Origin of the sequence: Bacillus cereus (genome assembly GCF_002567495.1) — a bacterium.
In the GTDB taxonomy this organism is placed as follows: Bacteria; Bacillota; Bacilli; order Bacillales; family Bacillaceae_G; genus Bacillus_A; species Bacillus_A cereus_AQ.
Map to the genome: position 1 here is coordinate 1 of NZ_NVAP01000006.1, position 22,635 is coordinate 22,635.

Sequence of the window (22,635 nt, forward strand, 5' to 3'; positions counted from 1 at the left end):
AATTATCGTTATTGGAAGTTATTTATTTGTTAATAAATCTTCTGCGTAACATTTAATCATCATGTAGCCTGCGTAACCAAACTGATCATACATATCTGCTTCTTCTTTGGTCGCCTGTCTAAGTACTGAATATCCTTTCATTAACATACAATTCTCATCATGAACCATTTGTGAAGTGAAATAATCTGTTTCAATTCCATCTAATTCTAATGAACGATAGCCACTTATAAAACCACCCAATGCTGTTTCATGAATGGTTTTAATGTGAACATCCATTTGTATTAACGTTTTACAACCTTTTAAATTTTCAGCCATAGGTGGGCTATCTCCAATCCAGTCCATCAAACCTGCTAAAAATCCCCTTCTACTATTTGGATCTATTTCAATTACTCTACCACATGTAAATTTACTGATATCTAAAGGAATAGTCCAAAATTGCCCTGGTACTAAATAACGATTTGATTTTGGCTTAAATGGATAGTTTATACTCATTGTTCTCCCCATCTCTTTTTTTATCTATTGTATAGCATATTCATGTAAAGTTAACATAACGTCCTTTTATCAATAGCAAAAAAAAGGAGGATCCCTTCTGAGAGTAAGGAATCCTCCTTTTTTATTTTCTATCACTTAATTCATCTTTTTATACATTACTATCCTAGCATGTGTTTTACGGTTCTCGTTTGTTACTGGATTAGCCAAAAAACGTTATAAAATTTTGTATACTCTTTACTTATTTTTTCAAAAAAGCTGGCGGTATCTCTTCTTTAAGTTTATTAAAATACTTTCCACAATTTTTTCCGGAGCTATTACTTAAAATCATCTTTTATTACGATGCCCCCTCCCGCCTTCTCTCCAAAAAGGTAATACTCTCAATCACAACTTCAGTTCTATATATTCTCTTTCCTTGTTCGTCATCGTAATTACTCGTCTGAATACGCCCTGTAATCCCAACAAGTGACCCCTTCTTACAATATTCAGTTACATTCTCAGCCGATTTTCTCCAAACGACACAATTAATAAAATCGACTTGTTGTTCACCTAAACTATTTCGAAATCCTCTATTCACCGCAACACATATTCGTGCATAAGCGACGCCTTGTTTTGTGTAGTATAATTCTGGCTCCTTTGTCAATCTACCGATTAATACAACTCGATTCATCATAAGTTATACCACCTCACATATTTTTCTCCATTGTAAGGAAAAATGTTTGAATGGTAAAAAGCACAAAATGATATATCCGTAAGGAGAAAGTATTATTTTAGACCTTACAAAACAAAAAAAAGAAACCATACATATTTCAAACATGTATGGTTTCAAAATTTATTACACTTCACTACAAGATATGTAATATCCTCCGCGAGCCATCTTTATTTCAGCACGGTACATTACATTTTCTAAGTAGAAAGTAATCGGTTTAACTTTACTCTCAAAGTTTAGTCTTTCATTGCATTCAGTTGCATATCCTTCAATCGCTGAAGTAATAACTTTTGATGATGGATACGTTAAAGCTTCATCTAGTTCTATGAAAAAACTTTTAGAAAATAGTTTTTTCATAATCCCCTTCTTCTCTTTCATCATATTCCATCTCCTTCAATCCAATTTGCTAACATCCATATTATACCATGCATTCGATATATCTTTGAAAATAAAAAAATCCTGCATTTTTCATGCAGGATTTTTTTATTAGTCATTTTTCGTAAAGTAAGAAACGAAACGAAGAATTTCTAAGTATAACCATACTAATGTAAGCATTAGTCCCATCGCAGTATACCACTCCATATATTTCGGAGCTTGACTACGTACACCATTTTCGATTAAATCGAAATCTAGTAATAAGTTTAATGCAGCAACTACAATAACAACTGCACTAATAATAATACCGATTGTACCACCTTGGTGAATGTATGGAACAGTAACACCAAACATGTTTAGTAGGAATACGACTAAATACATAACCATAATTCCAAGTGTTGCTGCCATAACGCCTGTACGGAATTTATCCGTTACTTTTACTACGCGTGTTGCATATAACACTAACATTGCAAATAGAATTGAGATTGTTAGTAATACAGCATTTAAAACGATAGAATCGCCAAACTTCATTGTATAAACTGCTGAAATACTTCCTAACACAACCCCTTCTACTGCTGCATAGATTGGCGCACCAAAAGGTGAAATACGCGGGAAGAACATAGACGCAAATGCGATGATTGCTGCAATTACTAATGCACCAATTAACACCGGCATTTTCATCGTACCCTGCATCATCTGTATGTATGAATAGACAGACGTTGCAAGTAGCAAGATAAGCATAATGAACGTTTTGCCCACTGTTCCGCCAATCGTCATCGCAGAAGCGCTTGCTCCCTCTTTACGGAATGCCTCTTTTTTCAACATTGGATTAGATGTTCTCATTTTTTCCCTCCTAAAATAGGTTCTACCAATAGTGTAAAGTTTTTCTCTTTACTTTTCAATATATGCAGCTTGTTTTTATTTTAATCCTTCAACAATATCGGATAGTTCACTCCATCTTTCCATCGTTTTTTCTAACTCTTCTTCTGTTTTTTGCTGTGCTTCAGATAATTCTTGTGCCTTTGTGAAGTCAGATCCAACTTTCGCAAGTTCTTCTCCAATTGACTCAATTTTCTCTTCAAGTTCGGCAATTGTATCTTCAATCGTTTCCCATTCACGCTGCTCATTGTATGAAAGTTTACGTTTACGTTGTGGTTTTGGAGCTTCTTCTACTACCTTTTTCTCTTTTTGAACTTCCGCTTTCTCCATAAGTTCTCTCGTTTTTTCCATTTCTAAATAATCTGTATAACTACCTAGGAACTCACGCACTTCGCCTCCTCCAGTAAAGATGAACAGTTCATCTACTACTTTATCTAAGAAGTAACGGTCATGCGATACAGTTAAAACGACACCTGGGAAATCTTCTAAATAATCTTCTAGTACTGTTAATGTTTGTGTATCTAGATCATTCGTAGGTTCATCAAGTAAAAGTACGTTTGGTTCTCCCATTAAAATACGCAATAAATATAATCGTCTTCTTTCACCACCAGATAGTTTACCAAGAGGTGTACCATGTGAATGCGTCGGGAATAAGAAACGTTCTAACATTTGAGATGCACCAATTACTTTTCCATCTGTTGTATGAATAACTTCTGCAATCTCTTTAATATATTCAATCATACGCTGATTTAAATTCATTTCTTCATTTTCTTGCGTATAATAAGCAACTTTTACAGTTTGTCCTACTTCAACTTCACCACTATCAGGAGATAACTTGCCTGCAAGCATATTTAATAGAGAAGATTTCCCGCTTCCATTCGCCCCAATAATTCCAATACGATCACCTGGTTTTACAATATAATTAAAATTATGTAATACCGTCTTATCGCCAAATTTTTTCGTTACATCTTTTAACTCAAGTACTTTCTTTCCTAGACGACTTCCACTTAGCGCAATATCAACTGACTGTTTTGCAGCTGGTCCTTCTTGTCCCTTTAGCTCATCAAAACGCTGAATACGCGCCTTTTGTTTCGTAGAACGGGCTTTTGCACCACGGCGGATCCACGCTAGTTCACGACGATATAAGTTTTGACGTTTTGATTCTTGCGCAATTTCTTGCTCCTCACGCAAAGCTTTCGCTTCTAAAAACGTGCTATAGTTTCCTTCATAACTATATAGCTTTCCATTATCTAATTCGAAAATACGATTCGTTACACGATCTAAGAAATAACGATCATGGGTTACAAGTAATACAGCACCTGTATATCTTGCTAAATATTCTTCTAACCATTCAACTGTCTCATGGTCAAGGTGGTTCGTAGGCTCGTCTAAAATTAATAAATCAGGTGTTTCAATAAAACATTGTGCCATTGCGATACGTTTTTTCTGTCCACCAGATAAATTCCCAACAATTGCAGTGAAATCTGTAATTCCTAATTTCGTTAGAAGAGATTTCGCATTTGCATTTGCTTCCCATGCACTCATTGCATCCATACGTTGCTGCACTGCAAATAATTGTTCCTGTACTTTTTCATTACTTGGATCTTTTTCAATATTTAATAGTGATTTTTCATAATCACGAAGAAGACGAATTAAAGGTGTATCACCATGGAACACTTGCTCTAATACTGTTAGTTTTTCATCAAACTCTGGTTGCTGTGATAAGTAACTAATTGTATACCCACGTGAATGCGTCATATCACCTGTATCAGGAATTTCTAATCCTGCAATAATTTTTAATAATGTCGATTTACCAGTACCGTTTACACCTATAATTCCGACACGTTGTCCTTCTGTAATACTACATGATAATCCATCAAATAACGGCTTTTCTCCGTATGATTTCGATAAGTTCTCCACAGTTAACATTTTCATATTTGTGCATTCCACTCTTTCATAAATTGTTCAATAAACTGTTCCATATAATGATGACGAACTTCAGCCTCTTGTTTTGCTGCATTCGTATTCATTAAATCTTTTAATTTTAAAAGTTTTTCATAAAAATGATTTAAAGATGGATCATTATTTTTTCTATACTCTTCTTTCGTCATTTCTTCACGCGGCGGAATAGTTGGGTCATACATTAATCTCCCTTTCGCTCCACCATATGCAAATGTACGAGCAATTCCAATTGCACCAAGAGCATCTAAACGATCCGCATCTTGAACAATTTTCCCTTCAAGTGACTCTACTATGCCGCCATGGCCACCTTTATAAGACATATTGGCGATGATATGAAGAATATGTTTACTTTCCTCTTCTTCAACACGTAGCTCTTCTAACCAATCAGAAACTTTTTTCATTCCTGCTTCTTCACTTTCATTTAGCTTTTCATCTGCCACATCGTGAAGTAATGCTGCCATTTCAATTATAAAACGATTTCCACCTTCTTGCTCAGATAAAGAAATCGCCAGTTTATGTACACGCTCAATATGATACCAATCATGCCCACTCGCATCTTTTTCTAAAATATGTTTTACAAAAGTAATTGTTTTTTGGATTTTTTCTTGTTTTGTCATTTTATCTTCACCCAGTTACTTATTGTAACACGCCCGCATTTTTTCATCACATATTTTCTTGTCTGCCCATACACTAGGTGGTAGGCATCATTATGAAGGAGGAATAAACATGTTCTATAATAATCAACCGCCTTATCCACAACAACCATTTTACCCTCAGCAACAAGAACAAAGACATACAGAACAATATGAAGAACAAGAGTTACAACAGCAAGAACAACAATATGAACAAAATCCATACGCAATACCACAAAATCAAGGACCTGAATACCCTCAAAACCCTTATGATACACGTCCAAATTTTGAATATCCTAAAAATCCATATGCAGAATCACAAAATCAAGAACAACAATTTCAACAAAATCCATATGCAGTACCGCAAACTCAAGAGCAACAATTTCAACAAAATCCATATGTAGCACCACAAAATCAAGAACAACAATTTCAGCAAAATCCATATGCAGCACCACAAAATCAAGAACAACAATACCAACAAAACCCATACCCAACTCAACCACAACAACCGCAATACCAACAACAAATGTATCAACCAAACTACGACGCACGTGTCTCACCACCTAAGCCACCAACAATAGATCCAACACAGCCACAAATTTTACCGCCTGGACCAACGTTAGACATTACACAACCACAAATCTTACCACCTGGACCAATTACAGAACCAACACAACAACAAATTCAACAAGTTGTCGGTACACAGTTTTTACCGTTCAAGAAACCCGTACTAGATTTCGTAAAACCATGGGTAGATTACGGTTTAAATGAAGCAAAACATACATCACACGAACACGCATTAACAGAAGTTGCTGCGATTATGTTTTTAGTTGGTAAAGGCTTCAATCCGACGATTGCTCATTATATCGTTGAATCTTGGGAGAAGAATGAACAGTTTTAGGGGTGTTTATTTTTTATTAAATAAAACTTTTAAAAAAACTTTGTTTATAAAAAATAATGTTTGAGCTTAGAGAAAAAGGGTTCGCTTCAAAAGTACAACAAGCTTTGGACACTTTAAGAGTAATTGGAAATAATGCTGTTCATCCTGGTGAATTAGACCTTTCAGATGATATCGAAACATCTCTATCCCTATTTGAATTAATTAACTTCATTATTAAAGAACAAATAACTAAGAAAAACAAAATTGCATCTCTCTTCAGTAAGTTACCTACAGGCACAAAATCGGCAATAGAAAAAAGTAAAGAAAATAAAAGNNCTTTTATTTTCTTTACTTTTGTACATACAGTACATGAAGTTTTATTCTTCTTCCCACTACCTAATGTTGTTACATCCACCTATGCCAACGTTATTAAGAAACTGGAATAAGAGCAAAAGCTCCTCTTATTAAAGGCAACATTCAATTAGTACCATCTGCTGGTTTCTGATTTTATGTGCCTTCATTATGAAACCGTTTAAACAACATATAAATTATACAGGAATCTTTATGAGCTGTGTTTCCTCCACTTTCACAATATAAATATATCATCTTAACGCCAAAACGACCGGCACATTTACTGCCAAAAAGCGATCACGACTCTGCCACCCTTTTTAATTTATTGTAGCTCTTATTCTATTAAGTAATGACTCTTTTAATTCCCTCTCATCTTTCCAAAGAATATGGCTATATTGTCTAGTATCAAAATGCAGATTTGCTAAGTCATTCTCCCTGCAAGTCCATATTACAGGTTTACCTAGTCCCATTGCATAGCCGACTTCAAAATAGACGCCACCTCCATGTTCAGTAAAATCTGCAATTACAAATTTACTTTGTCTTATTTTAACTATAATTTCATCATCAATTTTGTTATTGTGCTCCACTTTATCAATTCGAATAGGCTCATAACCTGCTTCTTTTACAGCCATTGCAATTGCATTCTTATATGGACTATCCATTTTTGGACTAAACGACATAGCAACAAACACCTGCTTAGTATCCGCTTCTCTTCCCTTTTCTAATTCTGCAATACGATTCCACCCTTTTGCTGTTACTGTAATATGTGCAGGGAAATCTGCTGCCGATAGCTTAGATATCTCAATCAATTCGTCCTGAAATAATTGGTTCGCTATATATTTCATTTCCAACAAATGAACACTTTGTACAAAAAATAGAGATTTATCTGATTCACGAATATATAATGGGTCACCTGGAAATTTTGACAATTTAGCTAAGTTTATTAATGACTCATCCAATCTATCAGAAGCACTATCTGGATATTCATTTAATAAATCCGCTAAAAGATAAATAGGATACGGAAATTCTGAAAGACTTTCATCTGGTCGATTAAGAAAAATCATTATTTTTCCCATCCCTCTAATGTTTCTCTTTCTTAAAATTGCAGAGAGTTTTCTCTTCTGCTCTACATTTAATTCGATTCTCGCTTCTTCAATAATGGAGAATGTACCACAATTCTCACATTTATATTGCTCTGCACGTCCCCCTCCCACTCCTACTAATTGGGGTTCCTCAATAGAGTTTTGACACACCGGACATCTTTCCCTCATCACAACCACCACTTTCTTGTTTATAGCACAATATTAACATATAAATAATTGACTTACCCATATCTTATATTGTGTGTAACTGCCCCCTCCACTGAATCCCTTGCTATCAGTGATTTCATTTAACTTTCCCTTTTGAGTTACACAGTACGAAATTTATGAGTAACTCAAAAGGGATACCACCAGCATTTCGGAAAAAACCTATGCTATGTGGAAAATAAAATAAGCTGCCTATGTGGCTAGCTTATTTACATAATTATCGTTATTGAAAGTTGCTTTTTGTTTTATTTTTTCTCACTAATTTTAAGCCGTTTTGCACTTCCGAAAAATGCACTCCCAATTATGAATATAACGGAAGAAAGATACATTGCTATCCCTGAATATTCATTATCAAACATTGTAATATTGAGTAAATTAATAAACATCATCAATATAAGTGATATGTACAATCCATTAATATATTTCACTTATTCCCCTCCCTTACTTTTTTCTTTTCTCTTTCATCTTTTTTTCGGCAACCCATATGTAATAAATAGAGTTTTCTAAAGGCATTATTTCGAATCATCTTTTTCCCTATTTTACCATTTAGAAGAGTTGATATGTTGGGTTATTAGTAAATTATTGATTACCTTTATAACATATAATATTTATCTATTAATTTATTCATCTTAATTGGTTATAACGTGTTTGAAAACTAATCTCAATTAAAACTATAAGGAGTGTTTATCTTGAAAAAATTCTTAGTTATCCCTGTAGTTGCTGCATCTCTTATCGGATTAAGTCAAACTTCAACCTTCGCGGCAACCGAAGAAACAAAGGGAAGTCCTACAAGCAATCAGTCTAATCCAGTACAACTTCCACTAATTCTATATGCTTTTGAGGCTAATGAAAAGTTCGCTTTTTACGGTTCAGGAATTTTCAAATTTCACCATGAAGGCGGGAAGGATCTTAGAGTTTTCCTGAAAAATATTTTTAATAAAACTTTCAGTTATGATTTATATAATTCTAAAGGTGGATTGTTATCAAACGGAAAGTTAACACCTGGACAACAAACTAATAATGAATTTAGGACTGATTGGCTTCCTGATGGTAAGTACCAGATTGTATTTAGAAATAATAATAGTGCATTTTCTAAAGTCAAAATTTCAGCAAGAGCACTAGACGAGTTTGAAAAATAGTACTTTTGGAATAATATTACTGATGGGAGCAGTTATAAATTGTTTATTTTTAAAAACATCAAAAATGCCAAATCCTTTGTGATATAAGGGATTTGGCATTTTTAAGTATCTAGAACACCCGATAAATTTAAGGAGAAATTAACAGACATGCGTCCGGTATAATGCCGTGTCCACACTCAAGAATCGGTCGCATGAAATAACGTATCTGACCTGGGAAGTCTATTTGCCTTTTCCCCTTATAGTAACACTCTCTTCTACTAAGACCTTTTCCTTCTAGGGCCTATAATTAATTTAATCGCTGTTCTTTCTTCATTATTGATAGAAATTTCTTGAAATGCTGGAACAAAAGCTAAGTCAACACCACTTGGAGCGACGAATCCTCTTGCAATCGCAATTGCTTTAATCGCTTGATTTAAAGCCCCAGCCCCAATCGCTTGAATTTCCACATTACCACTTGTTCTTAGTACACCTGCTATTGCACCCGCGACTGAATTTGGGCTTGATTTTGAAGATACCTTTAATATATTTTCCATGTAAGTTGCTCCTTCTATTATTTAATCTCTCTTTCGTTACAATTTAAAATATTTTAGCGTATCTTTAATTACTATTCACACCAAAAACAAACGATGCTTCATATGTACATTTATTCGATATTTTCTGACTTCTTCCTGCACAGCTACGTAAATAAAAAATATTGACTAAAAACTCTAATATAAAGTTGTTTAAATGTTAGAAATTCATCAAACAATAACATCCATGCAGCTACAGGTAATATTGCTGTTTTATTAGACGAAATTAATATACTAAACGTTTCCTCGTTACTTCAATCTATTTAGAAATTCCATTCGTTTTTCTATCACATTATGAACCTTATCATCTTTAAAAAGTGTTACAGATACTACCCAAATACTACATTTCATCATTTGAGCACTTTATATTCCAAATCTATTTCCTTTTATAGTACAAGCATACACGCCAATTATGATTCATTTTCATAAACTACTATGTGTTTTAAATTTATTAAGAATAGGAGGTAATATATTGGGTTCATACTATCATTCTTCAAACTCATATAAAAAATGCTCATGCAAATCTTCTTCCAGTTCCAATAAAAAATGTTCATGTGACCGTTCACAAAAACGAAGCTGTCCCGCATACGGAACTTTTTGGCAAACTGAATTTATAACTGTTCCTTTTGGCGATTCTTTTCCATTTAATCACGTCGGACCTTTAGCAGGAGGAGTTTCTTTACTAAATCCTACTACTATACAATTTAGTCAATCTGGTGATTATAGAGTTTCTTTCATTTCAAGTATCAATACTACTGTAAACCCTGTATTTCCACATATTCCAGTCATATCTATATTTTTAAATAACAATCCACTTGCTAATAGTCAGGGTGACTTCGCTTTTCAAATGAATACTTCATCAAATAACGAATGTCTTCAACTCGTTGGCGAAACGATTGTTACAGTGCCCACTAATGCAACTCTTCAGCTTAGAAATAATAGTGGTTTTAATCATCAAAGTATTGCCACTTGTGACAATGGCATAAATTCAGTTGAATTAACAGTTACAAAACTAAGTTAATAGTACTTCTTCACATTCAGATGCTATTTCAGCATCTTTTTTTATTGAATAACAGTTTTCTTCGACTTTTATTATCTCTCCTCACACAAAAAAGTGCAGAATTCCTTCTAACACAAGATTTCTGCACTTTTATATTATGCTTATTTATTCTGCCTTATTTCTCCACATAAACCGACTTAACAATTGTACGATTATAAGGTTGTCCTTCTTTATTCATCCCTTTTATATCCATCGTAACGTTATATACTCCTGGTTGCTTAATGTCCTTTAAAGCACCTGTAAATGTATTTGTATTAATATTTTTTGATTCATTAAATTCAGATACTAACTTTCCTTCTTTATTAACGACTCTTACTGTTACTGAAAGATCCCCTTTTATTTCTGGTGCTGCAGGTGATTTTTTAAGTTTATATTCTGGCTTATTTACTTTAACCTTTGTTGGCATTTGAAGAATGAATGGCGCATCATTCTTGTAATCGCTTACGATTAAATATGCATCTTTCGACTGCTTCGCCATCATTTTAACTTTCCATTCGCCTACTTCCAATTTATCAAACTTAAATGTTCTAATTGTCGCCCCATTAAAGAAAGATTCACCTTCACCAGTAGTTATAGCACTATCTTTATTTGTATACAATTTTCCTTTTGGAGATATTAATTGTACTTCTACATCAGAAGAAGCCGTTAATATAGAAGCGGTTCCTTCAGCCTTTATATCAACAGCAATACTTTGCTCTATCCACTGATTTTGTGGTAATTCGCCTCCTAAAATATTTTGATTTGAAGTTGTATTTAATTGTTCTAGATTTTCATTTGAACTAGTGCTGGATGCTACTAAAGCTGGTAATCCGACATTTGTCGCACGTAAATATGGTTCAATTCGTGCGAAAACAGCTGATCCTTTTCTTATATTGTCATGATCAAATCTGGAATCTGTAAATAAATGTGTACCATACGGCAACTTAGCGCTCCATTCATTTACTAGTCCATCATTAGAACCGTACGATGATAAATATAAACCGCCCATAGATAATGCAGAAAATGTTGGCCCCCAGCTAGTCCCAGTAGCCGTATAGTAACGATTTAATTTAGCTGCTGGTTTATTATCTATCGTTGAACGAAACTTTGCCATTTCACCTATTTGCAACGAGTACGTACCATCATCTTTTTGACCTAATATAGAAGCAAGCCATCCTGCCCACCAACTATATGACAAATCTGCTAAATTTGATCCGTGATGCGGTGTAGCAAGTGTAATAACATTTCCAACAAATCGATTCGCACCATATTCAACTAATGCCGCTTGTGTATCAATACCACCTTTACTATGCGCTACAATATTAACTTTTTTACCGAAATGATTATATATTTCTTCAAGTTTTTGTGCTAATAATTTTCCGTTATCCCACTGACTAGCCGATCCTTTCCCCGCAGCATCATATAATTGTATAAATACTGTTTGATAGCCTGCTTTCAAAGCATAATCATACATATCATTTATATCATGATATACTGTCTTTCCATACCAACTATCCGCATTACCATTTCTTCCTTGTACAAAGAGAATTGGTGGTTTATTCTCATCATAATTAGCAGGTTTTTGGCCTAAAAACCATTCTCCAGGTGTGAATACTTCTTTATCTGGAAATCCCGTTTTAAGCTCTTTTATAACTTCTGCCTGTACATTTGTGCTAATCGTTGGAGCCATGATAAAAAATACAATTAGTAAGGCAACACATCTTCTCATCAGTCGCATGTTACTCCCCCTATTTTTTTGAAAGAAGGCGTTCTTTATAATATTTTATATTTTCCCTTCCTTAATAATAGCCAATCTTTTATTTTTAAAAGATGTTAGCCCTATTTTCAGAAGGTTACTAGTAGTGCACCCTCTTCCTTAACTCTCGTTATTCTCTTTGTTTCTCCCTCTTCCTTTTGATAGAATACGACAAAAAAGTTTCTCAATAATTGTTAACTACGCTACATCCAGATGTTTTTTTAATCATTATTGTTTATATAAAGCATACAAATCTTGAAAAAATTTTATCAGAAAAACATTTTCTCACTAGTAAATTATTAAAAAACATAATAAAAATGTGCACTTTCTTTTAATTACAGAAAAACCAAATCAAAAAAACTTACATTACAAGACTTTCTAACCATTAAAAATTAAACTGAATCTTCTTAATAAACACTCATATTTCCAGAAACATATATTATGATAATTTCCGCACACTTGAATTAACTTTTTAAAAGTACTAACCTATCGGTGAGCAGAAGAAAATTCTGTAAAAAGAAAGGAGAATGCTTTATGATGACCAATTTACAAAAGGAGTTTTTTAAACGATTAAAAATTCCTGCAAAAGAAATAACATTTGATGATTTAGATGAAATTCTCTTAAAAATGGGAATGATTCTCCCCTATGAAAATCTCGATATTATGGCTGGTACTATTAAAAACATCTCAAAAGATAACTTAATAGAAAAGTTACTTATTCAAAAACGAGGCGGACTTTGTTATGAATTAAACTCCTTATTGTATTATTTTTTAATTGATTGTGGGTTTCAAGTATACAAAGTAGCCGGTACTGTTTATGATCTTTACGATAATAAATGGAAACCCGATGATGGTCATGTCATTATCATATTAAGTCATGATAATAAAGATTATGTTGTGGATGCAGGTTTTGCATCTCATCTTCCTTTACATCCAGTCCCTTTTAACGGAGAAGTCATCTCTTCTCAAACGGGAGAATATCGAATTCATAAACGAAATACTCGAAAAGGTACGCATATTTTAGAAATGAGAAAAGGAGCTAACGGGGAATCTACAAGTTTCTTACAATCTGAACCTTCAAATGAATGGAAAATAGGCTATGCTTTCACTGTAGATCCAATAGATGAGAAAAAAGTGAATAACATTCAAAAAGTGATTGTAGAGCATAAAGAATCTCCTTTCAATAAAGGAGCTATCACTTGTAAATTAACTGCTTATGGTCACATATCATTAACAAATAAAAATTATACAGAAACCTTTAAAGGCACCAAAAATAAACGACCAATAGAATCTAAAGATTATGCTCGCATTCTTCGTGAATCATTTGGAATAACGCAAGAGAAATATGTAGGAAAAACACTAGAAAGAGGCTAGTTGACAGAAGTATTTCATAATAAAGCAGATTCTATATTTAGAATCTGCTTTATTTTATATTTTGTTGTTACCCTTTAATTTTCAATTATATATTCATCATCATATTTATCGTATTGTAGCCCTTCCCCTATCTTTGATTCCGTAACTTGATCTCTTAAAAACGGTGCAGTTTCCATTTTACTAGTTGCAATCTCAATTCCATATTTTTTTGTTAAATGAGCTAACTCTAGTAAAAACCACTCTCTTCGCAATGTAACTGGAATATCAAATGTTTTTCTTTTCATATATAATAGCACCTCTTTTATTTTCATAGCTTAAAAACACCACTGAATGCACTTATTAAAACTACCTTTCACCACTAACATCCAATGAAACATTATAGTATATGCATGTCCATTTCAAACGTGCTATCACAAATATGACATTTAAGTTTACATAATTATATTATGTAATAGTAGAAGAGGAAGGCATCTCCCTTCCTCTTCTACTATAGAGATTTAAATTAAGAACATCTTGGTACACCTAAAGCTAAAAATAAACCTGCTACTCCCGCAGTAATCGGTACTTTTAACGTAATAACATCGTCTACCTTCGTTACTAAAAAGTACGCATTACCGTCTTGTAATATACAAGTTACCAACAATTGAAATTCCATTCAAATCTCCTCCTTTCAATCGATATACTATAATTTATGAAATCTCTTTCAAAAAGTAATAGGAAATATATCTATTTTTCTTTATATACAAATAAATGTTTAAAAGTCTAGTAAAAATATTAATTTTCTAAATTTATATAAAACGTGTAATATCCAATAAATCCCTCTATAATCAATAGAGAAAATCTTACAAATGGAGGTATCAAAATGGCGATTTTGAGTAATATTGGTGCAGCTTTATTTTTTATTGCTTTTATTCTTTTAATCTTATGTATCATTTCATTCTTTAAGAAAAATGGAAAAGCAAAACAATATGGTCGTCCTACCGTTATTCTTTTTATGATTTCAATTATATTAATAGTGACCGGTACAACAACATCTGAACACCCAGTCATCGAATTTTTTGCTATTTTAAGTTTCATTCTATTTATATTCTTCCTCGTACTTGCAATATTATCTGTTATTAAGAAAACAGGTGTAGCAAAAAAACAATTTATTATTACAGCCGTATTATTTGTCATTTTTGTTGCGCTATTAGGTATTTCAGCTCCTTCTTCTGCAAAAACGACAGCAACTAGTAAAAAAGTGGCATCTAGCAATGAAGAACAAAAAGATAGTGAACAGAAAAAAGAGCTGGAAAAGAAAGAAGCTGACGAGCAAGCTCGTAAGAAAGAAGAGGAAAAACGTCTAGCCGATGAAGAAACTCATAAGAAAGAAGAAGAGAAACGCCAAGCCGATGAACAAGCTCGTAAGCAACAAGAAGAACATAAACGTCTAGCTGATGAACAAGCCCAGAAACAACAAGAAGAACATAAACGTCTAGCTGATGAGCAAGCCCAGAAACAACAAGAAGAACATAAACGTCTAGCTGATGAAGAAGTCCAGAAACAACAAGAAGAACAAAAACGCCAGGCTGATGAACAAGCCCAGAAACAACAAGAAGAACATAAACGTCTAGCTGATGAACAGGCTCGTAAACAACAAGCTCAAACACAACCAGCTAATGGTAATACTAATAGTGCATACTACAAAAATTGTGCTGCAGTTAGAGCAGCTGGGAAAGCTCCTTTACATAAAGGGCAACCAGGTTATAGCTCTCACCTTGATCGTGATGGCGATGGAATTGCATGCGAATAATAGTAATAAAAAAAGAAGCTTAGTAAAAGCTTCTTTTTTTACTGTAACGTCTTACATTTAATATCTCTTTCTCTTTTTTTAATGTGTTCTCAAATAAATTTCATACTATTATTCTCAAAACTGACACATTATAAGTGATTTCAATCACCTCTTTAGTTTTCATTTATCGCTATTCTTAATTTAATTATTACATTCAAACTTTATGGAGGCGTTCATATGAAACATACATTTACTGAAACTTCTATTGTCGGTGAGATTGTTACACAATTCCCGAAAGCTAGTGATCTTTTTAAATCATATAGAATAGATTTTTGTTGTGGTGGCAATAAACCACTTATTGATGCAATTCATGAAAGAGATTTATCAGCAACAGAAGTAATTACAGAGTTAAATACGCTTTATCATAAAACGAAACTCTTAAACGAATCGGAAATTGATTGGAAAAATGCTTCTTATCGCGAATTGATTGATTATGTTATAAATAAGCATCATCGCTATTTAAATGAAGAGTTACCACAGTTAAGTCCGTATGTGACGAAAGTATTACGCGTCCACGGGGCAAGTCAGCCTCACTTAGCTCAAATTCATAAACTATTCCATGAACTGAAGATGGAACTAGAACAACATTTAATTAAAGAAGAAACAGAAGATTTCCCATTAATTTTAGAATTTGAACAAAATCCATCTGAAGAAAACTATGTGAAGTTACGTAAAGTAGTAGATGAGTTGGAAAATGAACATAACCACGCAGGCAACATTATTAAAGAGCTTCGTAAAGTTACTAATGACTTTACTCCTCCTGAAGGAGCTTGCGGCACTTATCGACTTGTTTATCAGCGTCTTGAAGCTATAGAGTCAGATTTATTTGAGCATATACATTTAGAAAATAACATTTTATTTCCGCGTGCAATTACGAGAGGATAAATCAAGTAAAACTTTAATCAGCCTCACCAATCAAGCATGAATGGACAGGACATAAGTATAAATACTTATGTCCTGTTTTTTTATTGAATGAAAAATATTCACCCTTCTACCCACATAACCACATATTCCTTTCACTTCTCTCTTCACATAAATTCGAATTTTAACAATTTGTGAATCATTATAAAAATGTGATAAATATCACATCTCCCCTTTTTTTGATTTTCTATAATAGAAATATAATCCTTTGTTCAACATTTCACAGAAAAAGGGGAAATGAAAATGAAAAAACATTTAATTATGATCGGAAATGGTATGGCTGGAATACGCTGTATGGAAGAAATATTAAAACATAATAGTGATTCATATGAGATTACTATTTTTGGAGATGAACCGCATCCAAACTACAATCGCATTATGCTCTCCCACGTTTTACAAGGCAAAACAAATATGCAAGATATCATTATGAATGAATATAGTTGGTACAAAGAGAATGAGATAACTTTATATACAAACGAAAGAGTTCAAAGTATTGACCGAGAAGAAAAAGTCATTGTCACAGAAAAAAATCGTACTCTTACATATGACAAACTTATTATCGCAACAGGTTCTAGTGCTTTTATTTTGCCTGTTGAAGGTTCCACCCTCCCTGGTGTAACAGGATTTCGAACAATTGAAGATACACAATTTATGATAAATACTGCTAAAGAGAAGAAAAAGGCCGTTGTCATTGGCGGTGGGTTACTTGGTTTAGAAGCCGCAAGAGGGCTTATTGATTTAGGAATGGACGTACATGTTGTTCATTTAATGCCTAGCTTAATGGAGCAACAACTAGATGCCAAAGCAGCCGCTCTCCTTCGTGAAGATTTAGAAGCACAAGGCATGAAATTTCTAATGGAAAAGAAAACTGTAAAGATTCTTGGTACAGACCATGTTGAGGGCATTCAATTTGAAGATGGTGAAGTTGTAGATTGTGATTTAATCGTAATGGCTGTCGGAATACGCCCAAATACTCAAATAGCAAAAGATGCTGGTTTAATTGTAAATCGCGGTATTGTAGTCAATGACTCTATGCTAACAAATGATGAGTCCATTTATGCAGTTGGAGAATGTGCGGAACATGACGGTATTGCATATGGACTTGTTGCTCCTCTTTATGAACAAGGTGTGATATTAGCAAAACATATAACGAATTTACAAACTGATGGATATACGGGCAGTATCGTCGGTACGCAATTAAAAGTTGCAGGTTGTGATTTATTCTCTGCTGGTCAAATTTATGAAGATGATCAAACGAAAGCAATATCAATCTTTGATGAATGTAAACGTTCCTATAAAAAAGTATTAATTCGTGACAATAAAGTCGTTGGTATCGTTTTATATGGTGATACTGCTGATGGCACACGCCTCTTTAGCATGTTAAAAAAAGAAGAAGATATACAAGAATATACAGCAGCTTCCCTTCTTCACAAAGCTGGTGAAGAAAGTGAACTTAACGTTGCTACTATGAGTGCGGATGACACGATTTGCGGATGTAATGGTGTTACGAAAGGTACAATCGTTCATGCCATTTTAGAACAAGAATTAACTACTTTTGAAGAAGTTAAAGGCTGTACGAAAGCCGCAGGATCTTGTGGTAAATGTCGTCCGCTTGTGGAACAAGTATTATCTCATACACTTGGAGATGCTTTTGATGTTTCTGCGCAGTCTACCGGTATGTGTGGATGTACAACTTTATCCCGCGATGAAGTTGTAGCCGCAATTCATGAGAAAGGCTTAAAATCACCAAAAGAAGTACGAAATGTTCTTGGTTTTTCACATGAAGATGGCTGTTCGAAATGTCGTCCTGCTTTAAACTACTATTTACGTATGGCGATTCCAGAAGAATATGAAGATGATAAATCGTCCCGTTTCGTTAATGAAAGAATGAATGGTAACATCCAGCACGATGGTACATTCTCTGTTATTCCACGTATGTACGGAGGCGTTACAACAGCTGATGATTTAATAAAAATTGCTGAAGTTGCGAAAAAGTATGATGTTCCTCTTGTGAAAATTACCGGAGCTAGCCGAATCGGCTTATACGGTGTTAAGAAACAAGATTTACCTAATGTATGGGCTGACTTAAATATGACTTCTGGATATGCGTATTCAAAATCGCTTCGTAATGTAAAATCATGTGTTGGCTCTCGCTTCTGCCGTTTCGGTACGAAAGATTCATTGGGACTTGGTATGTTGCTTGAACAATCATTAGAAATGGTAGATACACCTCATAAAATGAAGATGGGTGTAACCGGTTGTCCACGTAACTGTGCGGAAGTACTTACGAAAGATTTTGGTGTTGTTTGTGTCGAAAATGGATATCAACTATATATCGGTGGAAATGGTGGTACGGAAGTACGTGAAGCTGATTTTGTAATGATTGTCCCTACTGAAGACGAGGTCCTTCGCATCGCTACAGCTTACATGCAATATTATCGTGAAACTGGTATTTACGGAGAGCGTACTGCCTACTGGACAGAACGTTTAGGCTTCGATCATATAAAAGAAATATTACAAGATACAAGTATGGTCACTACGCTAAATGAACGTTTCCAAACAGCTCGTAGCACCTATACGGAAGCATGGGGACAAGCACTAGAAACGAAATCATTAAAAGCGATGTATGAAGTAGAAACTGTGAAATAAGGAGCTGTGATCTATATGATACAAACGAAAGAAACAATAAAAGTTATGCGTGCAGAAGACCTTCCTATTCAAATCGGTAAAGAAGTGCAAATGAAAGGTATGTCTATCGCCCTATTCCGCCTTTCAAATGGCGATATTCGCGCTATAGAAAATCGGTGCCCTCATAAAAACGGACCATTAGCGGAAGGTATTGTATCTGGAGAATTCGTCTTTTGTCCACTACATGATTGGAAAATTTCACTACTAACAGGTGAAGTTCAAAAACCTGATGACGGTTGTATTCAAACGTATGAAGTAGAAGTTATTGACGGGGATATTTATATATACATGTAATTTACAATAGGAAGCCTCCCCTGGCTTCCTTTTAAATAAAAATAGACGAGGTGCGAATATGAACGGATATGTATATTTAGTTGGTGCAGGACCAGGTGATGAAGGGCTTATTACAAAAAAAGCGATAGAGTGCTTAAATCGTGCAGATATCGTCTTATATGACCGCTTATTAAACCCTTCCTTTCTTAATTATACAAAAGAAACATGTGAACTTATTTATTGCGGAAAAATGCCAAAGAATCATACTATGCGTCAAGAAATGATTAACGCACACCTCCTTCAATTTGCGAAAGAAGAAAAAATCGTAGTCCGCTTAAAGGGCGGAGATCCATCTATTTTTGGCCGTGTTGGTGAAGAAGCAGAAACTTTAGCAGCAGCAAATATTCCATATGAAATTGTACCAGGTATTACATCTAGCATCGCCGCTAGTAGCTATGCAGGTATTCCCCTCACCCACCGTGACTACAGTAATAGTGTCACTTTATTAACCGGACATGCAAAAGGTCCTTTAACCGATCATGAAAAATATAATTCATCTCACAATAGCGACACGATTGCCTACTACATGGGTATAAAAAACTTACCTACAATTTGTGAAAACTTACTACAAGCAGGAAAAAAAGAAGATACGCCAGTAGCAGTCATTGAATGGGGTACAACTGGTAAACAGCGCGTTGTCACAGGAACACTTTCAACCATTGTTCCTATCGTCAAAAACGAAAATATTTCTAATCCTTCTATGACAATTGTTGGTGATGTCGTTTCCTTACGTAATCAAATCGCTTGGAAAGAACGCAAACCATTGCATGGCAAGAGAGTTTTATTCGCATCGGCAACGAATAAAAAAAGCCCAATAAAACAACTATTGCAAGAATCCGGTGCAGAAACATATCAAATGCCAACTTTCAAAAAGAAAGAATACACATTAACCTCTGAGCACATCGATGAGATTTTTAGCGCTGATCGCCTTGTATTTTGTTCAGCTGAAAGTGTAGAAATCTTGATGCAGTCATGTAGTAAACATCATAAAGACATTCGTTCCTTACAAGCAGAACTTCAATATATGAACCTTTCTGTTCAAGAAAAGCTTATGCAATATGGATTGTTAAGTAATCCTGCACAGTTTTCTTCTCATTCTACTATTTATTTAGGCCGAAACATTAACCGAATTGCTGTTATTCAAGAAAAAATTGGTGCTGGTTCCTATATGATGACTCATGAGTACACAATTGATCATCGCTTCGATGAAATTCATTCACGTATGCTTTCTGAATTCTCATGGGATAGCATTGTATTTGAAGGCCGTGCTTCTATTGATACGTTTCTAGCAGAAATAAAACGCCTTGGCTTTATCAATATTCTTACTCTCCCATTCTCTTATACCGACGTTCCAACTTTACACTATGCAAATAAAGTTGGGTTTCATAACGTAGATCATCAATTACAAGAAACTCTTATGAAGAAAGACATGGTGAGACAATGAAAGGAATTGTATATGTTGGACATGGGAGCCGGCTACAAGAAGGTAATGAACAATTCATTCAATTTATTCAATCTGTTATGAAAGAGCGAAACGAAAGAATTCAAAAAATAGCTTTTCTAGAACTATCGACACCTACTATTTCGGATGCAGTTACAGAAACGATACTAGAGGGAGTAACTGAAATAATGATTGTACCTGTTTTATTATTTGCAGCAGCTCACTATAAACGTGATATTCCTTTTGAAATAGAGCAACTACAAAAGAAATATCCACAAATCACATTTTCAGTTGTACCTCCTTTTAGTACGCATCCACATATGGTGGAACTTGTAGTGAAAAGAATACGTGAAGCTATGTCAATGCAAGGTAGTAGTATTTTACTCGTAGGACGAGGTAGCAGTGATCCACAGCCGATACATGAGTTACAACAAATCGGAGCAGCTGTCGAACGAAAACTGGGCATGCCAGTATCGTGTTCCTTTTTAACGAAAGGAACGCCCTCTTTTACTGCTGAGCTGAAGACTATAACATCGACTGCCTCCCATGTATATGTCATGCCGTATCTTCTCTTTACCGGGCTGTTGCTTCAAAAGATTAAGTTGCATACGAAAAAATACAAGCACGTTACGACTTGTAACTGTCTTCAGTTTGATACATATATGAAGTTAACATTGTTAGGACGAATGGAGGAATGTGTGTATGTATAACATGTACCCTCTTATGCTTAATTTAAATAAAAAAGTGGTCGTTATTATTGGTGGAGGTAAAATCGCATATCGAAAAGCGTCCGGATTAAAAGATACAGGCGCTTTTGTCACCGTTATCAGCCCAGAGATTTGCGAGGAAATGAAAGAACTTCCTTATGTTACTTGGAAGCAAAAAACTTTTGCTAATGATGATATTAAAGATGCTCACCTTATTTATGCAGCTACAAATCAACATGCTGTAAATATGATGGTCAAACAGGCCGCCCACGATTTCCAGTGGGTTAACGTTGTAAGTGATGGTACAGAATCATCTTTTCACACACCTGGCGTCATCCGACATGATGAATATGTTGTCACTATTTCAACTTCAGGTAAAGATCCATCGTTTACGAAGCGTATGAAGAAGGAACTAACATCTATACTTCCTAAACTTATAAAAAAGCTTTCTCGTACTCACAAATTGTAATCTATCACTCAGCTAAAATAGTAATTAACTTTGAACAAACGTTTTTAGAGGCGTTTGTTCTTTTTGCTTTAGTTTCGTTTTTTAGGATCAGACAAACAATTGGACAAGAATCTGTGAAGAAAAATAATGGTGTTGGAAGCCTGGGAACAACGTCAACAATTACGGACATAAAAAACAGTTGCTTGAGAGCAACTGCTTCAATATAGGTTTTATATTGGATATTCATTCAACCAAATTAGCGCTTGTTCATAATCATCAAAAAATCTCACAGATTCTTTCGTATTAGATTGTTGTAAATAATTTAGTATCTCACCTTCTTCAAGGAGAAATGCAATTGCCTTACTTTGGTTCAAAATGGTTTCATTGAAGAACTTTTCTTTCCATACTTTTTGAACAGAAAAATGATTTGGCGTGTACCCTTTTCTATCCACCAACAATTTGTATTTCCGCCCCTCGGAAATGAATTGCTGACAAACCTGTTCGAAACCATTAAACCATTCATACACATCATCTGTTTTTATAGTACCAACTAGATGGGTAACAATTATATCTCCTGAAACTGTTGTACTGATATTCTTTTTCCTCAACTTGGAATCATCTCCCTTAGTTACAATTATGCGTAAAAACTTCATAAAATCAATAACTATAAAATTCTTATGCAATAAAATGAAACTTTAATCAACCTCACCAATCGGGCATTTACAGGCTGCCCGTAAATAGTGGGATGAAACAATTCATTCTATTTTATTAAAAAAGGATGTCTCTATAAAATGTACCCTATAGA

General features: G+C 34.3%; 24 protein-coding genes. 11 read left to right on the forward strand and 13 right to left on the reverse strand.

The genetic code is table 11. The annotated features are described in order from the left end of the window. Positions 1-18 precede the first annotated feature (18 nt). The 6 genes from COK05_RS03425 to COK05_RS03450 all read right to left on the reverse strand — a co-directional run bounded on the left by COK05_RS03425 (position 19) and on the right by COK05_RS03450 (position 5,031). Positions 19-492 carry a hypothetical protein gene (locus tag COK05_RS03425; protein WP_176539408.1) on the reverse strand — a complete coding sequence of 158 codons (474 nt, stop codon included), beginning with the start codon at positions 490-492 and terminating at the stop codon, positions 19-21. A gap of 334 nt (positions 493-826) precedes the next feature. Further along, positions 827-1,162 (reverse strand): single-stranded DNA-binding protein, encoded by a 336-nt coding sequence (locus COK05_RS03430; protein WP_000982018.1) that lies wholly within the window; start codon positions 1,160-1,162, stop codon positions 827-829. A gap of 162 nt (positions 1,163-1,324) precedes the next feature. Continuing rightward, positions 1,325-1,579, reverse strand: coding sequence for a DUF4318 domain-containing protein (locus COK05_RS03435; RefSeq protein ID WP_098611461.1), 255 nt, complete (start codon positions 1,577-1,579; stop codon positions 1,325-1,327). Between the two features lie 105 nt (positions 1,580-1,684). After that, positions 1,685-2,416: a Bax inhibitor-1/YccA family protein gene (locus COK05_RS03440; protein WP_098611462.1), complete on the reverse strand. Its 732-nt coding sequence runs from the start codon at positions 2,414-2,416 to the stop codon at positions 1,685-1,687. Positions 2,417-2,491: 75 nt separating this feature from the next. Then, positions 2,492-4,387 carry an ABC-F family ATP-binding cassette domain-containing protein gene (locus COK05_RS03445; protein WP_098611463.1) on the reverse strand — a complete coding sequence of 632 codons (1,896 nt, stop codon included), beginning with the start codon at positions 4,385-4,387 and terminating at the stop codon, positions 2,492-2,494. Then, positions 4,384-5,031: an HD domain-containing protein gene (locus tag COK05_RS03450; RefSeq protein ID WP_098611464.1), complete on the reverse strand. Its 648-nt coding sequence runs from the start codon at positions 5,029-5,031 to the stop codon at positions 4,384-4,386. Before COK05_RS03450 ends, COK05_RS03445 begins: the two co-directional genes overlap by 4 nt. Positions 5,032-5,140: 109 nt before the next feature. Here COK05_RS03450 and COK05_RS03455 point away from each other — a divergent pair, with 109 nt between their 5' ends. Continuing rightward, positions 5,141-5,947: a hypothetical protein gene (locus COK05_RS03455; protein ID WP_098611465.1), complete on the forward strand. Its 807-nt coding sequence runs from the start codon at positions 5,141-5,143 to the stop codon at positions 5,945-5,947. A 647-nt stretch (positions 5,948-6,594) separates the two neighbouring features. Here the strand turns inward: COK05_RS03455 and COK05_RS03465 are convergent. Next, positions 6,595-7,548, reverse strand: a complete 954-nt coding sequence (locus tag COK05_RS03465; protein ID WP_098611467.1) for a nucleoside 2-deoxyribosyltransferase — start codon at positions 7,546-7,548, stop codon at positions 6,595-6,597. A 281-nt stretch (positions 7,549-7,829) separates the two neighbouring features. Further along, positions 7,830-8,012 (reverse strand): hypothetical protein, encoded by a 183-nt coding sequence (locus COK05_RS03470; RefSeq protein WP_098611468.1) that lies wholly within the window; start codon positions 8,010-8,012, stop codon positions 7,830-7,832. Positions 8,013-8,264: 252 nt separating this feature from the next. Here COK05_RS03470 and COK05_RS03475 point away from each other — a divergent pair, with 252 nt between their 5' ends. Then, complete coding sequence (locus COK05_RS03475; RefSeq protein ID WP_255290299.1) at positions 8,265-8,723, forward strand: hypothetical protein; 459 nt, start codon at positions 8,265-8,267, stop codon at positions 8,721-8,723. Positions 8,724-8,980: 257 nt separating this feature from the next. On the opposite strand, the gene COK05_RS03480 is transcribed toward COK05_RS03475, so the two are convergent. After that, positions 8,981-9,256, reverse strand: a complete 276-nt coding sequence (locus tag COK05_RS03480; RefSeq protein ID WP_098611470.1) for a stage V sporulation protein S — start codon at positions 9,254-9,256, stop codon at positions 8,981-8,983. Positions 9,257-9,764: 508 nt separating this feature from the next. Here COK05_RS03480 and COK05_RS03485 point away from each other — a divergent pair. Next, a complete protein-coding gene (locus COK05_RS03485) occupies positions 9,765-10,313 on the forward strand; it encodes a preprotein translocase (protein WP_141538877.1) in 549 nt (182 codons plus the stop codon). 154 nt (positions 10,314-10,467) lie between these two features. Here COK05_RS03485 and COK05_RS03490 read toward each other — a convergent pair whose 3' ends face one another. Next, complete coding sequence (locus tag COK05_RS03490) at positions 10,468-12,069, reverse strand: esterase/lipase family protein (RefSeq protein ID WP_098611472.1); 1,602 nt, start codon at positions 12,067-12,069, stop codon at positions 10,468-10,470. Positions 12,070-12,621: 552 nt separating this feature from the next. Here COK05_RS03490 and COK05_RS03495 point away from each other — a divergent pair. Next, positions 12,622-13,461: an arylamine N-acetyltransferase family protein gene (locus COK05_RS03495; protein WP_098611473.1), complete on the forward strand. Its 840-nt coding sequence runs from the start codon at positions 12,622-12,624 to the stop codon at positions 13,459-13,461. A gap of 74 nt (positions 13,462-13,535) precedes the next feature. On the opposite strand, the gene COK05_RS03500 is transcribed toward COK05_RS03495, so the two are convergent. Further along, entirely contained in the window at positions 13,536-13,745 is a 210-nt protein-coding gene (locus COK05_RS03500) for a hypothetical protein (protein WP_141538878.1), read from the reverse strand. Between the two features lie 218 nt (positions 13,746-13,963). After that, positions 13,964-14,116, reverse strand: coding sequence for an exosporium protein ExsG (gene exsG, locus COK05_RS03505; protein WP_098611475.1), 153 nt, complete (start codon positions 14,114-14,116; stop codon positions 13,964-13,966). Positions 14,117-14,323: 207 nt separating this feature from the next. Here exsG and COK05_RS03510 point away from each other — a divergent pair, with 207 nt between their 5' ends. The 7 genes from COK05_RS03510 (at position 14,324) to COK05_RS03540 (ending at position 21,851) form a co-directional block, all read left to right on the forward strand. Further along, entirely contained in the window at positions 14,324-15,253 is a 930-nt protein-coding gene (locus COK05_RS03510; protein WP_098611476.1) for an excalibur calcium-binding domain-containing protein, read from the forward strand. Positions 15,254-15,469: 216 nt separating this feature from the next. Beyond that, complete coding sequence (gene ric, locus COK05_RS03515; RefSeq protein WP_098611477.1) at positions 15,470-16,177, forward strand: iron-sulfur cluster repair di-iron protein; 708 nt, start codon at positions 15,470-15,472, stop codon at positions 16,175-16,177. 279 nt (positions 16,178-16,456) lie between these two features. Next, on the forward strand, positions 16,457-18,862 hold the full coding sequence (gene nirB / locus COK05_RS03520) for an NADPH-nitrite reductase large subunit (RefSeq protein ID WP_098611478.1): 2,406 nt from the start codon (positions 16,457-16,459) through the stop codon (positions 18,860-18,862). A 15-nt stretch (positions 18,863-18,877) separates the two neighbouring features. Beyond that, positions 18,878-19,195, forward strand: a complete 318-nt coding sequence (gene nirD / locus COK05_RS03525; protein WP_098611479.1) for a nitrite reductase small subunit NirD — start codon at positions 18,878-18,880, stop codon at positions 19,193-19,195. Positions 19,196-19,253: 58 nt separating this feature from the next. After that, positions 19,254-20,678 (forward strand): uroporphyrin-III C-methyltransferase, encoded by a 1,425-nt coding sequence (locus COK05_RS03530; protein ID WP_098611480.1) that lies wholly within the window; start codon positions 19,254-19,256, stop codon positions 20,676-20,678. After that, on the forward strand, positions 20,675-21,385 hold the full coding sequence (locus COK05_RS03535) for a sirohydrochlorin chelatase (RefSeq protein ID WP_098611481.1): 711 nt from the start codon (positions 20,675-20,677) through the stop codon (positions 21,383-21,385). Before COK05_RS03530 ends, COK05_RS03535 begins: the two co-directional genes overlap by 4 nt. After that, a complete protein-coding gene (locus tag COK05_RS03540; protein ID WP_098611482.1) occupies positions 21,378-21,851 on the forward strand; it encodes a precorrin-2 dehydrogenase in 474 nt (157 codons plus the stop codon). The genes COK05_RS03535 and COK05_RS03540 overlap by 8 nt, the downstream gene beginning before the upstream one ends. Positions 21,852-22,060: 209 nt before the next feature. Here the strand turns inward: COK05_RS03540 and COK05_RS03545 are convergent, their stop codons facing one another. After that, entirely contained in the window at positions 22,061-22,483 is a 423-nt protein-coding gene (locus COK05_RS03545) for an STAS/SEC14 domain-containing protein (protein ID WP_098611483.1), read from the reverse strand. Positions 22,484-22,635 lie beyond the last annotated feature (152 nt).

Excerpts from the sequence above, each read along its gene's own strand:
- COK05_RS03425 (WP_176539408.1), bottom strand. The coding sequence starts at position 492 with ATGAGTATAAACTATCCATTTAAGCCAAAATCAAATCGTTATTTAGTA.
- COK05_RS03430 (WP_000982018.1), bottom strand. The coding sequence starts at position 1,162 with ATGATGAATCGAGTTGTATTAATCGGTAGATTGACAAAGGAGCCAGAA.
- COK05_RS03435 (WP_098611461.1), bottom strand. The coding sequence starts at position 1,579 with ATGATGAAAGAGAAGAAGGGGATTATGAAAAAACTATTTTCTAAAAGT.
- COK05_RS03440 (WP_098611462.1), bottom strand. The coding sequence starts at position 2,416 with ATGAGAACATCTAATCCAATGTTGAAAAAAGAGGCATTCCGTAAAGAG.
- COK05_RS03445 (WP_098611463.1), bottom strand. The coding sequence starts at position 4,387 with ATGAAAATGTTAACTGTGGAGAACTTATCGAAATCATACGGAGAAAAG.
- COK05_RS03450 (WP_098611464.1), bottom strand. The coding sequence starts at position 5,031 with ATGACAAAACAAGAAAAAATCCAAAAAACAATTACTTTTGTAAAACAT.
- COK05_RS03455 (WP_098611465.1), top strand. The coding sequence starts at position 5,141 with ATGTTCTATAATAATCAACCGCCTTATCCACAACAACCATTTTACCCT.
- COK05_RS03465 (WP_098611467.1), bottom strand. The coding sequence starts at position 7,548 with ATGAGGGAAAGATGTCCGGTGTGTCAAAACTCTATTGAGGAACCCCAA.
- COK05_RS03480 (WP_098611470.1), bottom strand. The coding sequence starts at position 9,256 with ATGGAAAATATATTAAAGGTATCTTCAAAATCAAGCCCAAATTCAGTC.
- COK05_RS03490 (WP_098611472.1), bottom strand. The coding sequence starts at position 12,069 with ATGCGACTGATGAGAAGATGTGTTGCCTTACTAATTGTATTTTTTATC.
- COK05_RS03495 (WP_098611473.1), top strand. The coding sequence starts at position 12,622 with ATGATGACCAATTTACAAAAGGAGTTTTTTAAACGATTAAAAATTCCT.
- COK05_RS03500 (WP_141538878.1), bottom strand. The coding sequence starts at position 13,745 with ATGAAAAGAAAAACATTTGATATTCCAGTTACATTGCGAAGAGAGTGG.
- exsG (WP_098611475.1), bottom strand. The coding sequence starts at position 14,116 with ATGGAATTTCAATTGTTGGTAACTTGTATATTACAAGACGGTAATGCG.
- COK05_RS03510 (WP_098611476.1), top strand. The coding sequence starts at position 14,324 with ATGGCGATTTTGAGTAATATTGGTGCAGCTTTATTTTTTATTGCTTTT.
- ric (WP_098611477.1), top strand. The coding sequence starts at position 15,470 with ATGAAACATACATTTACTGAAACTTCTATTGTCGGTGAGATTGTTACA.
- nirB (WP_098611478.1), top strand. The coding sequence starts at position 16,457 with ATGAAAAAACATTTAATTATGATCGGAAATGGTATGGCTGGAATACGC.
- nirD (WP_098611479.1), top strand. The coding sequence starts at position 18,878 with ATGATACAAACGAAAGAAACAATAAAAGTTATGCGTGCAGAAGACCTT.
- COK05_RS03530 (WP_098611480.1), top strand. The coding sequence starts at position 19,254 with ATGAACGGATATGTATATTTAGTTGGTGCAGGACCAGGTGATGAAGGG.
- COK05_RS03535 (WP_098611481.1), top strand. The coding sequence starts at position 20,675 with ATGAAAGGAATTGTATATGTTGGACATGGGAGCCGGCTACAAGAAGGT.
- COK05_RS03540 (WP_098611482.1), top strand. The coding sequence starts at position 21,378 with ATGTATAACATGTACCCTCTTATGCTTAATTTAAATAAAAAAGTGGTC.
- COK05_RS03545 (WP_098611483.1), bottom strand. The coding sequence starts at position 22,483 with ATGAAGTTTTTACGCATAATTGTAACTAAGGGAGATGATTCCAAGTTG.